At 35.3% G+C, this 14,427-nt stretch carries 12 protein-coding genes; 9 read left to right on the top strand and 3 right to left on the bottom strand.

Annotated features, from left to right (window positions below; all coding sequences use genetic code 11):
- Window positions 1-16: 16 nt before the first annotated feature.
- Entirely contained in the window at window positions 17-469 is a 453-nt protein-coding gene (locus J3U73_RS01150) for a Fur family transcriptional regulator (RefSeq protein WP_267392836.1), read from the bottom strand.
- Window positions 470-715: 246 nt separating this feature from the next.
- On the opposite strand from J3U73_RS01150, the gene J3U73_RS01155 reads away from it, so the two are divergent.
- Window positions 716-2,245, top strand: coding sequence for an SH3-like domain-containing protein (locus J3U73_RS01155; RefSeq protein ID WP_267409353.1), 1,530 nt, complete (start codon window positions 716-718; stop codon window positions 2,243-2,245).
- A gap of 170 nt (window positions 2,246-2,415) precedes the next feature.
- Here the strand turns inward: J3U73_RS01155 and J3U73_RS01160 are convergent, their stop codons facing one another.
- Window positions 2,416-3,852, bottom strand: a complete 1,437-nt coding sequence (locus J3U73_RS01160; RefSeq protein ID WP_220269400.1) for an APC family permease — start codon at window positions 3,850-3,852, stop codon at window positions 2,416-2,418.
- Window positions 3,853-4,060: 208 nt separating this feature from the next.
- On the opposite strand from J3U73_RS01160, the gene J3U73_RS01165 reads away from it, so the two are divergent.
- The 5 genes from J3U73_RS01165 (at window position 4,061) to J3U73_RS01185 (ending at window position 9,101) form a co-directional block, all read left to right on the top strand.
- Window positions 4,061-5,554: an SH3-like domain-containing protein gene (locus J3U73_RS01165; protein ID WP_267409354.1), complete on the top strand. Its 1,494-nt coding sequence runs from the start codon at window positions 4,061-4,063 to the stop codon at window positions 5,552-5,554.
- A gap of 147 nt (window positions 5,555-5,701) precedes the next feature.
- A complete protein-coding gene (locus J3U73_RS01170; protein WP_323848360.1) occupies window positions 5,702-6,406 on the top strand; it encodes a lantibiotic protection ABC transporter ATP-binding subunit in 705 nt (234 codons plus the stop codon).
- Window positions 6,399-7,130 (top strand): hypothetical protein, encoded by a 732-nt coding sequence (locus J3U73_RS01175; RefSeq protein ID WP_267409355.1) that lies wholly within the window; start codon window positions 6,399-6,401, stop codon window positions 7,128-7,130. Before J3U73_RS01170 ends, J3U73_RS01175 begins: the two co-directional genes overlap by 8 nt.
- Window positions 7,123-7,863, top strand: a complete 741-nt coding sequence (locus J3U73_RS01180; RefSeq protein WP_220232935.1) for a lantibiotic immunity ABC transporter MutG family permease subunit — start codon at window positions 7,123-7,125, stop codon at window positions 7,861-7,863. The genes J3U73_RS01175 and J3U73_RS01180 overlap by 8 nt, the downstream gene beginning before the upstream one ends.
- 200 nt (window positions 7,864-8,063) lie before the next feature.
- Window positions 8,064-9,101 carry a putrescine carbamoyltransferase gene (locus tag J3U73_RS01185; protein WP_220269404.1) on the top strand — a complete coding sequence of 346 codons (1,038 nt, stop codon included), beginning with the start codon at window positions 8,064-8,066 and terminating at the stop codon, window positions 9,099-9,101.
- A 211-nt stretch (window positions 9,102-9,312) separates the two neighbouring features.
- On the opposite strand, the gene J3U73_RS01190 is transcribed toward J3U73_RS01185, so the two are convergent.
- On the bottom strand, window positions 9,313-10,068 hold the full coding sequence (locus J3U73_RS01190; protein WP_267409356.1) for an IclR family transcriptional regulator: 756 nt from the start codon (window positions 10,066-10,068) through the stop codon (window positions 9,313-9,315).
- Window positions 10,069-10,216: 148 nt separating this feature from the next.
- On the opposite strand from J3U73_RS01190, the gene kduD reads away from it, so the two are divergent.
- The 3 genes from kduD (at window position 10,217) to J3U73_RS01205 (ending at window position 14,420) form a co-directional block, all read left to right on the top strand.
- Window positions 10,217-11,044 (top strand): 2-dehydro-3-deoxy-D-gluconate 5-dehydrogenase KduD, encoded by an 828-nt coding sequence (gene kduD, locus J3U73_RS01195; RefSeq protein WP_267409357.1) that lies wholly within the window; start codon window positions 10,217-10,219, stop codon window positions 11,042-11,044.
- A 33-nt stretch (window positions 11,045-11,077) separates the two neighbouring features.
- Window positions 11,078-12,415, top strand: coding sequence for a PTS galactitol transporter subunit IIC (locus J3U73_RS01200; RefSeq protein WP_267409358.1), 1,338 nt, complete (start codon window positions 11,078-11,080; stop codon window positions 12,413-12,415).
- A gap of 973 nt (window positions 12,416-13,388) precedes the next feature.
- The gene (locus J3U73_RS01205; protein WP_220221174.1) at window positions 13,389-14,420 is read left to right on the top strand and encodes a sugar-binding transcriptional regulator; all 1,032 of its coding nucleotides are present in this window, start codon (window positions 13,389-13,391) and stop codon (window positions 14,418-14,420) included.
- Window positions 14,421-14,427 lie beyond the last annotated feature (7 nt).

Here is a 14,427-nt window from a genome sequence, read left to right on the forward strand (position 1 = left end):
TAAAAAGCAAGAACAGTTAGTTCTTGCTTTTATTATTCTTTTTTTGACAATCTGGGCAAATACCAAAAATCTCCAGGTGACTTGCAGATGTAATAAAACCTGTTTGTTTTTCTGCCTCAGCGCGCATTCGATTTTCAACCGTTTCAAAATCTGGATAATAAACATCTGCAATCTTGCCACATTGTTTACAAATGATATGAAAATGGGGTTCTACAAAATAGTCATAATGAAGAGAATCATCACTATTCTTAATTTCAATCACTATTCCTGCATCGACTAGTTTATTCAAAGTATTATAAACAGTAGCACGGTAAGTAGGTTCGTTACCACTGATTGCCTGAAAAATAGTACTAGCGGTGGGATGATTATGGTGCGACATTAAGTATTGTAAGATTTTTAAACGAGGCTTGGTAACCTTTAAATTATGTTGGCGCAATAAATTTTCTGCTTCTGTTAAATGTTTCGACATGAAGATCATCTCCTCAGACTTTTTACACCTAGTTTAGCATTAAATTACAGAAAAAAGCTGATTCTACATAATCAGTTTAATTATTTTTTAGTTTACTGATCAAAATATTTGAGCTAATTCTAGCTCGTTATCAATATGGCTAGCAATTAAACAGAATTTTTCTGCTAATTTGATTTAATAACTATTGCTTTAGTCATATAAAAGTGCAAAACTATATTTATAGTTTTATAGGAAGGTAAAAAGTAGATGAGAAAAAAATTGAAGCATAATTTACTAATTGCTAGCGCTACAGTTGCAGTTAGCTTATTTTTTGTGGGGAGTAATAATTCAAATATTCAGGCAAGAAGCTACCATCAAGCTGTAACTAAGATTGCAGGAGATGGTAATTTTGCTGTTTATCATCGTGTAACCAAGAATGGTCCAGCAGGTAAGTTTACCTCGACTAAATATTTGAAGCATGGCCAAATTCAGTCAAAGCAGTCGTTAGCGACAAAAAAGGGAACATTTTGGAAAATTATCGTTGATGGTCGTCCGGTAGGCTGGGTAAACCAAAACTTTTTTGCAAGAAATGAAATTTCTGTGGCTAAAAAAATTAGTTTAGTTCAAAATAGTGATTTTTCATTTAAGACCAGGGATGCAATTAATTACGTGACTAATGGTGCTGGTACTGCAGTTAATGTTGGTAAAGTAAATGTATCCAAAGCAAGTGTTAGTTCTGCAACTCCTGGAAAGACTACTATTGAATATCAATATGGCAAGGCTAAGGCTAGTGTAGATGTGACCGTGCGTGATGATAAAAATGAGGGTATCAGTCGAGCAGCTTTAACACCAAAGAACGGTCCAAAAGAAGTAGCAACATGGAAGGGTAGTTCAAAGTCATCTTCTAGAAACTGGAATCCTGCGCATCACTATACTTCAGAAACTAAGGCAAATACTTTTCGTGCAAATGGCTTAACCTTAAAAACCAAGTTGTTCCAACCAAGATTTGTCAGCCTAGGATATCATGAAGCCGGAGATCAAATGGGCCAAGTAGGTGTAATACCTGAAGGTATTTCTGTTAACGGCTCTGATTTCACTGTTGCTCTGTTTAAATCCAGTCATGATCAAAATGGTCACTTAGTGACTTACAATTTAAATCGCGTTAATAAGTTTACTGCCCAAAACTTAGCAAATCTAAAATGGTCTACCTTTAAACGCTATGCCTCAAATATCAAAGTTAGCCCATACATCAAATTAGGTCACGGACAGGCTATTGGCTCTTCGACTGATTATATTTATGTTATTGCTAATAATAATACTGCAAGCAATTCTAATGCGTCAGAAGAGATCTTTCAAATTCGTAAATCGGATATGAAGATTAATCAGATTTGGAGTTTTAGAATTTGGAGTGGAGCTTTCCCACGCTATATTCATAATGCTACGTTTGATGGTGATAATACCATGTACTGCTTATTCCATAATGGTGGCAACGGCTATTATGAATACTGGAAAGTAACCAGAAATGGTGATACTTGGACCCCAGAAGAAATAGGAGCCACCAAGGGTAATTTTGTAAGTAATCATTCACCTGTTCAAGGTTTTACTTATGATTCGAACCGTAAGCAATTCTATATCGGGTTTAATGATTATATTTTCAGAGTTGACCAAAACGGTACGTATAAGAAAACCTATCATTTTAACGTTAAACGTGAGATTGAAGGATTATCAGCAGCTGGTAATAAGCTTTATGTAGAATTTGCTCAACGTGGAGAATTAACTGCTGGTCAAATTAAATAAAAGCAAATCTATCTGAGGTAGATTAATTAAAAAAACACAATTCCTACTAACGAGAATTGTGTTTTTTATTTGTTAAAATAGTTTTCACTTAATCTTTTTAAGATGGTGTATTTGTCACGATATTAAAAAACCACCTTAGAAGGCGGCCTTTAACTTGTCTAACTGATAAATTATGCCTTTGCATCTTGGTGATGCTTAATTGATGGCAAGATCATACCAAGCAATAATAAAACAATTGGTGTTGCAATGTTTAAGCCTAAAGTGAATGGATCAGGAGAATACATTCCCATTAAGCAACATGCAATTGTAACAAGTAACCCCCAAAATCCAAGAGTATATGCTAAACCCTGGTGTTTGGTCATTTCATAATTTTGACCGTTATGGAATTTTTTTGCTTGTTTACGTAAAGCAATATAAGCAATGAAAACCCACAGGTAGCGCATTGGCATTACAATCGAGTTTAGCTTAACTAATTGTGCCATGATCGCTTGAGCATTAGGCATAATTGCCTGTAAGACAATTAAACCCCCTGAAAGGCAGACAACCATCCAAATACCATTAATATATGCGCCGTGTTTGTTTATTTTTAGCAGTTTTTTAGGAATGTAATCTTTCGCTTCTTTGCTGCCCAAAAGAATACGTAGCGGGGCATCGATACTAATAACCAATGCTGAAAATTGTCCGATAACATTGCACCAAGCGTAAATATACATGAACAGTCCACCAACACCGTAGTATTCGCCTAGCTTATTGAAAGCCATGTAAGGTCCATTTGAAATGTATTCATTTAAATTGTTGTTTACAACTTTAGGATCAAACATTAAGGCTAAAGCAATTGTTCCTAAAATAGCAGAAATCATTACCATTGCAGCTAAGCCTAACATTGATTTAGGAAAGTTACGTGCGGGATCTTTCAACTTATTGACATAAGGTGAAATCTTTTCAGCTCCTCCAACCGCAAATACTAAAATTGATAAAGAAGTAAAATACTTAACATTAAAGTCTGGTACAAAATTCTTCCAATTCCAGCTAATGGTGTTAAAACCGGCATGTGGGTTAATTATCGGTGCCGCAAACATCATGATAATGAATAAAATAGACATGATGAACATTGAAGAACCAGCAATGGTTGACAATGTTTTAATAACTGGTAAGCCACGACTAGCAACCCAGCAGAAGAAGAGGAAGACAGCTAAAGTGGCAAGTTGAGTAACAGTGGTTGGCAAACTGTCATACCAATTCGTGTTACCAAAGATGCCCCAGGCCATTCCTCTTAATCCACCAGTACCTTTACTGGAAATATATACAACGTGAACAGCCCAAAAAGTCCAACCAGCATAATATGCCCACTTTGCTCCAAGAGTAGCATTAATCCATGAGGAAACTCCACCCTCTGAGTCTTTAAAGACAGAGCCTAGTTCCCCAACCATCAGTGAGTATGGTATGAAAAACAGTAGGAAAATAATAATCCAGCTAAGAATTACTTTTGTACCGTCAAAATAAATGAACCCATTAACAACGTTACCGAAACTCCAAACTATGGAGAAGGCCATCGTTGCCAGTGTGGTCCACATCATTTTCTTAGAATTTTTTTGTGATTTATCCATTAATCTTATTCTCCCTAAAGAAAAATATAATAACCTGATTATTATAACCTACAGCATGCTTAAAAGCTAATCTTTTAAAAAAGATAACTTAGGCAACCCTTTAGTAATTTGCTTTAGCTCGTTAAAAGTGTGAGACTAGTATTAATATATTTTTTTCGGAAAGGTAGAGTAATTGATGAACCAAAAGTTGAAAAGTAGGCTGCTAATTATGACCTTAACTGTCATGATTAGCTTATTTTGTGGGTGTAATTTATCAAAGGTAAGTGCCAAAAGTTATCATAAAGCTGTTACTAAAATTGCAGGAAAAGGCAAGTACCCAGTTTATCATCACATATCTAAAAAAGGTCCGTCGGCTAAATTCACCACCACTAAGTATTTTAAGCATGCCCAAATTCAATCAAAAAAATCAGTTACTACCAAAAAGGGAAAGTACTGGAACATTATTGTTGATGGACGTCCAGTCGGCTGGGTTAATCAGAAATATTTTGCCAGAAATAAAATTTCTGTTGCCAAAAAGGTAAGTCTAGTGCAGAATCCCTATTTTTCTTTTAATCCTGAAGATGCGATTAATTATGTGACTAATAGTGCTGGAACAGCAATTGATACTAGGAAAGTTTATCTTTCAACTCCGATCATTTATTCTGATAAACCCGGAACTACCACAGTGACTTATCGCTATGGCAAGGCTAAAGCGCAAGCGGACGTAACGGTCCGCTCTGATAAAAATGAAGGAATTGCTAAGGCAAATAAACCGTTAATGCCTGGTCCAAAAGAAGTTAGGACCTGGAAGGGTAGTTCGATTTCCACGTCGAGAAATTGGAACGCCGCTCATAATTTCACCTTTGAGACTCGACCTAATACCTTCAAATCTAAGGGTCTGACCCTTAAGACTAAGATGTTTCAACCTCGCTTTGTTAGTCTAGATTACAATAAAGCGGCTGATCGGATGGGACAAGTTGGTATTATTCCGGAAGGAATAACTGTCCGAGGTTCCAACTTCACTGTTGCCGTTTTTAATTCCAGTAATGACCAATATGGCCACTTAGTTTCGTATAATTTGAAGCATATTGGCAAATATGCAGCCCAGAATTTGCCTGGCCTCAAATGGTCTATTTTTAAAAAATATGCTGCGCATATCAAAGTGAGTCCTTACATAAAATTAGGTCATGGACAAGCAATTGGTTCATCATCTAAATATATCTATGTGATAGCTAATAATAATAAATCAAAAAATTCTAACGAATCAGAAGAGATTTTTCAGATTCGTAAATCAGATATGAAAGTTAGGCAAATTTGGAGTTTCCGAATTTGGAATGGTAAAGCACCACGCTATATTCATAATGCTACTTTTCCTAACGATCATATCATGTACTGTTCATTTCATAATGGTCGCAACAATTGCTATGAATACTGGAAAATGACCCGCAATGGTGATACATGGACTCCAGAAGAAGTAGGAGCCACCAAGGGTAATTTTGTAAGCAATCATTCGCCTGTTCAAGGTTTTACCTATGATAAACGACACGATCAATTTTATCTTGGTTTTAATGACTTGATTTTTAAACTTGCTAGAGATGGAACGTATTTAAAAACTCACCGATTGCATGTTAAAAGAGAAATTGAAGGGTTATCAGTTTCTGATAATAAACTTTACGTTGAATTTGCTCAGCGAGGAGAATTAACGGCCGGAAAAACTAAATAATTAGATTAAAAGCAGCTTGTAAAAAAGCGGCTTTTTTATTTTAAAGTCATTCTCATAATTAAAATAAAATGATATTATTGTACTAAATTATTATTAATAAATATAGAAAAGTATAAAACTAAATTTAGTGCGAAGAGAGAGCAAATAATGACTAATTTAATTGAAACACATCAACTGGTGAAGAAGTTTAAAGATCAGCAAGTGCTTAATGATATTAATTTGCATGTTCCGGAAAGCAAAGTTTATTGCCTTCTTGGTCCTAATGGAGCTGGAAAAACTACCTTAATGAAAATTTTAACTGGAATGATTCCCGCTACAAGTGGTCGTGTCGAATTTGCGGGGCACGAATGGACAAGGGCTGACTTGGCAAACATTGGCTGTTTAATTGAAAATGCTCCTTTATATGGTAATTTGACCGCCCAAGAAAACTTACAAGTAATTTGTCGTTTACGAGGATCTGCAGAAAGTGAAATTCCCAATATCCTGCAAACCATTGGGCTCGCTAACACCGGGAAAAAGTTAGCTAAGAATTTTTCTTTAGGAATGAAAGAGCGTCTAGGAATTGGTCTGGCTCTAGTTGGTAACCCTAAGCTTTTAATTTTAGACGAGCCAACTAATGGTCTTGATCCACTTGGAATTCAACAATTGCGCGAACTGATTGCTGAATTCAAACATAGGAAAATGACAATTATTATCTCTAGTCACATGTTATCTGAAGTAGAACATTTAGCTGATAATATTGGCATTATTGGTGGTGGCAAGCTTCTCCTGGAGCAAGAATATGATCATGAAACTGATTTGGAGAAGCTTTTTAACTCAACTTTGGCAAAGGCTGGTGCTTTGAATGTTTGATGTTCTAGTAAATGAAATTCTTAAAGACAAGCGAACACTAATTAGATCAATCACACTTGTCTTTCCACTTTTGATTATTATTTTCACTATGCTATTTTTCAATTCAACGGGTTATGTGATTGAAAGTACGACTAACCAGTGGAGTTTTTTATATTTTAACTTATATTTAGCCTTGATCATCGGTCTGGTTGATCGTCATGAAAAAGCTAGTACTGAATATAAAACGATTTTAAGTTCCCCAAATAATTTGTTTACGTTTGAATTAGGTAGGATATTGCACGGGGTACTGCTCTCATTGATGGTCAGCCTGGTTTTAGCACTAGTTCTTTTTTTAGCTAGTTTCATATTTTCAACTAGAGTTGGTATTGTGTCTTGCTTAATTGCAGTTGGCGGACTTTTCTTGACCACAATCTGGCAAATTCCTCTATATACGTGGTTAAGTAGAATATCAAATCTCTATGTGACAATTGGACTAGCTTTTCTTGGGTCAATAATTAGTATTTCTTGTTTAGGAACATTTACTTGGGGAAAAATCTTGCCTTATAGCTGGTCGGACTTGTTTCCAGTTGCTTTGATAAGATTGCAAGTCAATGGAATAGCACTAAAGGCAAGCGAAGTTGCCCCTGATGCTACTTGGACTATTCTTGCTTCAATTGTTTTATTTGTTCTGCTTAGCTTTTTGGCAGCTTACTCCTTTAGAAAGCAGGTGACTAAGAATGCCTAAATCAATTTTTAAAGCTGAAAATATTAAATTGCATCGCAGTATGCTGCTCTATTTACATTTAGCCGCCTTAATTATTTTTCCACTTCTAATAGGTGTTTATTATGGCAGCCGGAAAAATTTAACTACTTCCGCTAACATGGTTGATATGTTTAATACAATTTTGGCCCTTATTTCGCCGTTGGCGATTAGTATTGTAGTTTCTGTAGTTTTTGATCGTGAAGAAAAAGCCGGGAATTTTCAAAATTGGTTAACTCAGCCCATGAGCAAGGGCAAAACAATTATGGGACAGCTAATTTACTATTGGTTGCTGTATGTAATTGAAGTGATCGGCACAAACTTAATTTATTACTTGGTTTTAACTGCTGTCTATCACGTGACCGGAATTTCTTTTCTTAAGCTGTTTTCGCTCAGCATTGTCTTTGCAGTATTAGGATTTTTGCAGTATGAATTTGCAGAACTAGTTTCTTTGAAGTGGAACATCGGTGGCAGCTTGATCTTGGGCTTTTTTGGTTCAGTGATTTCAATGCTAGGCGTTACTTCTTTATTTGATTTAGTTTGGCCATTTATTCCCTGGGCTTGGCAAAGTCGCTTAACCGTTTTTTGGCGGCTTAATATCCCGGCTGATTACGTCAAAATGGCGACATTATCTTATCTGGTACCGGTGATCTTAACCGCTATCTTAAGCTGGCTGATTTTCCGCTATTTTAATCATTGGCAGGGCACCAAAAAATAATGGTATATAAACAGGAAAAAACACTAATTTATCAGATTTCTGAGCCAAAGTAAATCTTTGTTAATTTGTAGATGATAAGAAACATTAAAAAAGCTTATAGTAGTTAAATTTTTGGGTAAATTTTCAATTTGTTAACCTATTTTCAGTATATTTCCGTTATTATTAGATTTAGTCACAAAAAATTCAAAAAGGAGATATTTATGACTAAAAGAGATTGCATCGAAACTTTGGCATTTTCAAAAGAAGAAATGCAATACATAACTGATTTAGGTTTAAAGATTAAGGCGGCAATTGCTAATGGTTATTATCCGCCTTTACTTAAAGGAAAAAGTTTGGGGATGATTTTTGACCAGTCATCTACCAGAACTCGTTGTTCGGCTGAAGCGGCAATGACTGAATTAGGCGGACATGCGCTATATTTAGCACCAGGTCAAATACAGCTTGGTGAGAATGGACACGAAAACTTAGAAGACACGAGTCGTGTTTTAGCAGACTTGCTTGATATTATTGGTGTGCGCATCAGTAGTCAGGAGGCAATAAAAAGCATTGCTTTGAGTTCAAGAGCACCCGTAGTTAGCTTTATGAGTGACGATGATCATCCAACTCAAGCTCTTGGTGATCTCATGACTATTGAAGAGAATATGCCGGCTGGCAAGAACATTGAAGATGTTAAGCTGGTGTTTGTTGGTGATACAACACAAATTACTCTATCTGCTTTGTCATTGTGTGCTCAAATGGGAATGAACTTTGCTCAGTATGCACCAAAAGAAAAGCAGATTTCGACTGCTATTTTAAACCAGGCGAAAAAAATTGCTGTCAAAAGTGGAGCTACAATCGAATTATCAGATCAAGATGACATACTGCAAGGTGCAGACTTTGTTTATACTGATGTCTGGTATGGCTCGTATGAAGACGAATTGACCAAGGAAGAATATCTGAAAATCTTCTATCCTAAATTCTATCCTAAATATCAAGTTAACGAAAAACTGTTGGCAAAAACTCATAATACTAATGTTAAATTTATGCATTGCTTGCCAGCTAACCGTGAAGAGGAAGTCTCAACTGCTGTGCTTGAAGGTAAGCATTCGATTGCTTGGGAACAATCTGCAAATAAAAAAGCGATAATGCGAGCAATCTTTGCTTATTTATTAAAACCGAACATGAAACAAACATCAATTTCATTAATTAAACACTATGATGATGAATTAAACTGTTTATTTGAAAAAAGATCCTCATAAGAAGAATAATTGATTCAAGATAAATCAAAAAATAGATAAATTTAAAATAAAAATTAAAGAAGAATATGGAATAGTTTCTCATATTTATTGCCGTTTTTATCACTTTTCATTAGATAAAATTAAAAAGGATTTCTTTCATAAGTTAGTGAACTCTGGGAGTATGTGGCTCAAAGAGTCACATATGAATGAAAGTAATCCTTTTTTTGAAGTTTTATACAGCTGCTTCGATTTTACGTTGGGTATCTAAACCTTCTTTTATCCACAAATTTAGCTTTGAATCATTGACTCTATATATTGGAGCACTAATACTATATGCTCCAAGAACATCACTATTTTTCTTGATTGTAAATCCAATACAGCAAATCCCATCCTGATTTTCGCCAATATCAAGGCTATATCCTCTTTTTTTAGTTTTTACAAGTTCATTTAAAATGTCATCCCGATTAGTAATAGTTTTTTCTGTCAGCTTTATAAGAGCCGTTCTATCTAAATAATCTTCAATTTTTTCCCTCGGGAAACAAGCTAAAATCGCTTTACCCATAGCTGAAGAGTACATGCTCATATGACCACCTAACTGCAGGTCTAAGCGGATTGTATTTGTACTTTGAGCACGATCAAGCAAGGCGATACTATTATTTTCCAAAATGCCAAGATTCACTGCTTCAGTTGTTTTATCTCGCAAGTTATTAATAAAAGGCATGGCTATCCTGTCTAAGTTAAAACTAGTTTTTGCTTTTTGAGCATACGTAAGAAAAGTCAGACCTAAGTAATACTGCTTGGGATTTCCGACACATCTAATAAAGTCACAATATTCCAGAGTGGTTAATATTTTTAAAACAGTTGGTTTAGTAATCGAAACATGATTACTTATTTCTTTTAAGGTGGGAGAAGTTTCGCATTTGGAAATAAAATCTAAAATTTCCTTGGCTTTCAATAAAACTCCACCATATAAACTTTTTTGTTGCATTTTTTGTTCCTTCTAAAATCATAATCCAATAAATAATATGTGAAAGCCCTTGCATTAAATCTAAGAAATAATACAATATTATTATAAATAAGAAACAATATTTCTTATTTAGAAATTAAACAAGTAGAATTATTGGAGGACAACTATTATGATAGAAATTCATGAATCTGAAAAAGAAATTCGTCAACATGAGGATGAATTGAAAAACAATTTTGATATGAATAAATTTAGCCTTGCAGGAAAAGTGGCAATTATCACCGGAGGTAACACTGGTCTTGGTCAAGGGTATGCTATTGCTATGGCAAAGGCTGGTGCTGATATTTTTATTCCAACATTTGGTGAAAAGGAGTGGGCTAACACTCGAGAAATTATCGAAAGTGTTGGACAAAAAGTTGAATTTATGAATTGTGACCTCACGGCTAAAGGAGTTCCTCACAAGGTGATTGATGAGGCCATTAATAAAATGGGTCATATAGATATTTTAGTGAACAATGCTGGAATGATCAAACGTAATCCTTTGCTTAAATCCAAAAACGAAGATTGGGACAAAGTTATTGCAATCAACTTAAGTGCAGTTTACCACATGTCTCTTGAAGCTTCTAAAGTTTTTGCAAAACAAAAGTCGGGAAGAATAATCAATATAGGATCGATGCTGTCTTATCAAGGTGGAAAGTTTATTCCTTCCTACACTGCTTCAAAACATGGTGTAGCCGGATTAACAAAAGCGTTTGCTTCAGAAATGGGCGCATTTAATGTAACAGTTAATGCTATTGCTCCAGGTTATATTAAAACAGAAAATACAGCTCCAATTCGTGCTCAAAAAGATCGTAATGATGAAATTTTGGGCAGGATTCCCATGGGCCATTGGGCAGAGCCATATGAATTAATGGGTCCTGCTGTATTTTTAGCGAGTGATGCAGCAGCTTATGTAAATGGTGCCATTTTACCAGTAGATGGCGGTTATTTAGTGCGTTAAGTTTTCTATAGTTAGGGTTTGGAGGAGATTATTTTGGCTGTTGTCAATTACATTATGTCTTTGGGAGCAAGTGTAATGATGCCAATAATTTTTCTTATTCTAGGTATTTGTATCGGAATGGGATTTGGTAAATCACTTGTTTCTGGTTTGAAAGTTGGAGTCGGTTTTGTGGGCTTAAGTGTTATTACGCAACTTCTTTCTGACAATATTGGTCCAGCTGTTAATGCGATGGTAAAAACTTACCATTTACATTTATATACTTTGGATATAGGTTGGCCAGCTGCTTCACAAGTCGCTTTTGCGACATCAGTTGGTGCAATTATTATTCCGTTAGGATTGTTAGTAAATATTATTTGCTTAATAATTGGTACTACTAAAACGCTGAATATTGATCTTTGGAATTACTGGCATTTCGCTTTTATTGGTTCAATAGTATATTTTGCAACTGATAGCTTTTGGTGGGGTTTGTTTGCCACCTGTGTGACAATTATTGTTACCCTAATAGGAGCAGATAGATCACAAAAGAAGGTGCAAGAGTTTTATGGCAAAGATTTAAATGGTATTTCGCTTCCTCAGGCTTTTTGTGTTAGTTTCATCCCTTATGCAATAGTCGTTAACTGGATAGTTGATCGCATACCTGGGCTTAACAAGGTTGACATCGATGCTGATAAAATGAAAGAAAAATTTGGTGTCCTTGGTGACCCAATAGTTTTGGGAGTCATTGTTGGAATAGTTATCGGTATTTTGGCTAAATATCCCTTTGCGAAAATTTTGCAGTTGGGCGTTATTTTAGCAGCGGTCATGGTTTTGATTCCTAGAATAACAAATTTGTTTATTGAAGGTCTATCGCCTATTGCTAATCGTACACAGGAAATTGTAAAACAACGTTTTAAAGGTAAAGAATTTAATATAGGGATGACTCCAGCTTTGGTTATCGGTCACCCGGTAACCTTAGTAACCAGTCTATTATTGATTCCGATTATATTATTTTTATCCGTTGTAATTCCTGGCAATCAATTTCTGCCTCTTGCCAGTTTATCTGGTCTAATCTACATTTTTCCTTTAGTACTGCCGTATACTCACGGAAATGAATTAAAAACTTTGTTGGTTGGTATTTTGAGTTTGGTATTAGGTGTGCTTTCAGCAACAACATTAGCAGGTATTTTTACGAAGGCTGTAAAAATAGTGCAAGCAAGTCTTATACCTGCTGGAACTTCTTCAGTCGCAAGTATTGATTTTGCTGCTAGTCCTTTAGCTTGGATAGTTTATGAGGGTACAGTTAATCTACCGATTATCGGTGGGGTTCTGCTAGGATTTATTGTAATTACACTAATGATTTGGAATAGAAGACAAATAAAGAAAGGTCTGTAAAGTGACAGCCTCTTTTAAGTTTTAATGCTTATAATAATTAAGGAAAACTTGTAGATTAAAAACTTAGTTAAAGTCACTCTAAAAAGAATTTTTTAAAGATTGTGGAATTTTAAAAATAGTCTTAAAGGCTAGATATTAGTTTTAATATCCAGCCTTTTACTTTTAGCTCCCTAAACTTTATTGTTTTATCTATCTTGCTGATTTAAAAATGTAAGCTTTTATATCAATTGTTTATAGTAACATTAATAGCCTTATAGAACTCTAAAAAATTATTTACTATTGCGTAATTAAGAAGTAACTATAATCACTTAATTTTGAGAGTTGTGTTTTAAATATTCTGCTTAAATTATCGTCAGAATTTATTAAGATTGCAATCAACGCTAACCATTTATTTTTATCACTATAAAAACCGCTACTCAGAAATAGTAGCAGTTTCTTATTGAGATTATTTTTATGGGCCCCCTGAGAGTCGAACTCAGATTTTAAGAACCGGAATCTTACGTGCGATCCATTACACTAAGGGCCCGGACAAATACATCAAGTAGTATACCAAAAAAATTGCCAAAGTTAAAACTTTTTTGCTAAAAAAAAGCATTTTAAGGAAGATGACGCAATTTACGGTCACAAATATAAAAGATTCAAGGTGATGAGATACGTGAATAACAAAGTATTAAAACAATTTTTATAAAGCTTTTTAGTTAAAAACTAGTATGCTATCAGCAGTAATCGGGCAGACTCGAAAGTAATGAGACAGTAACCTCAAAAATTAAGTATTTAATGTCGACAATTGTGGGCATTAATTGCTTTTATTTTCCTTGAATTATTCAAAAAGGGTTGTTATACTATAGATGTCGATTGAGAAATGGGAGATCTTAATATCGTAAGTCTACGTTTCTCTTATATTTTTAGACAATCTGGGACGAAAAATGACAAATATTGGGTCATACTTGTCCCAGGAGAAGGAGAGAAGTCGATGTACGCGGAAATTCCTGTGCTAGAAGCTCTCGTTCCTGACATCTTAAAAGTTTTTCGGCAAAGGTATCTTGTCCTTGAGCAAATTTCTCTTCATGCACCTGTTGGACGCAGAAGTGTTGCTCGGTCATTGGGACTTTCTGAAAGAAATGTGCGAACCGAAACAGAGTATCTTCGTGAGCTTGGTTTAATTGAGATCAAGAGTTTTGGTATGTTTATGACAGAAAAGGGCAAAAAGATGTTGCAAGAAGCAGCACCACTGATTGATCGCTTGTTTAATGCTCGTGAGACTGAAGTCGATTTAGCACGTAAACTTGGGATTGAACGAACGATTATTGTTCCTGGTGATAGTGATTTGCAAGAGCTAGTCTTTGAAAAGATGGGAGAAGAACTAAATTCTGCTCTGGATCTTTTATTGCCGCTCGGGCATTCAATTATCACTGTACTAGGTGGAGCTGCACTTGCAAAGTCAGCTAGAAATTTGTCTAAAAGTTTAGGTAAAAATCGGCAATTGGAATTTGTACCAGGTCGGGGAGCCTTAGGCGAAAATGTTGCTATTCAAAGTAATACAATCGTCCAGGAAATGGCCGCTGAGACTGGTGGTAACTATAAAACTTTATATTTACCTGAACAGGTTTCAACAGAAGCTTATAAGTCTCTGATTCGTGAATCAACTGTTGCTGATGTGCTTGAAGATATTTCTAAGACTGATGTCGTAATTCACGGAATAGGGCTAGCTCATGATATGGCACGTAGACGAGGATATGATTCAATTCGTTTATCCGAGTTGCGTGAAAAAAAGGTCGTCACCGAATGTTTTGGGTGTTTCTTCGATGGCGATGGAAAGATTGTTGACCGCGTGCACCAGGTTGGCTTGCAGTTTGAGAATCTAAATAAAATACCTCACATATTTGCCTTTGCTTGTGGCAGCCGGAAGGCAAAAGCAATCGAAGCTTATATGCCTAATGCTCCTCATCAAACCTGGTTAATTACTGATGAGGGAGCCTCAAATAAGATTTTAAAGGAGAAATAATTCTCAT

It is taken from the genome of Lactobacillus sp. B4005 (genome assembly GCF_026536045.1).
GTDB lineage: Bacteria > Bacillota > Bacilli > Lactobacillales > Lactobacillaceae > Lactobacillus > Lactobacillus panisapium.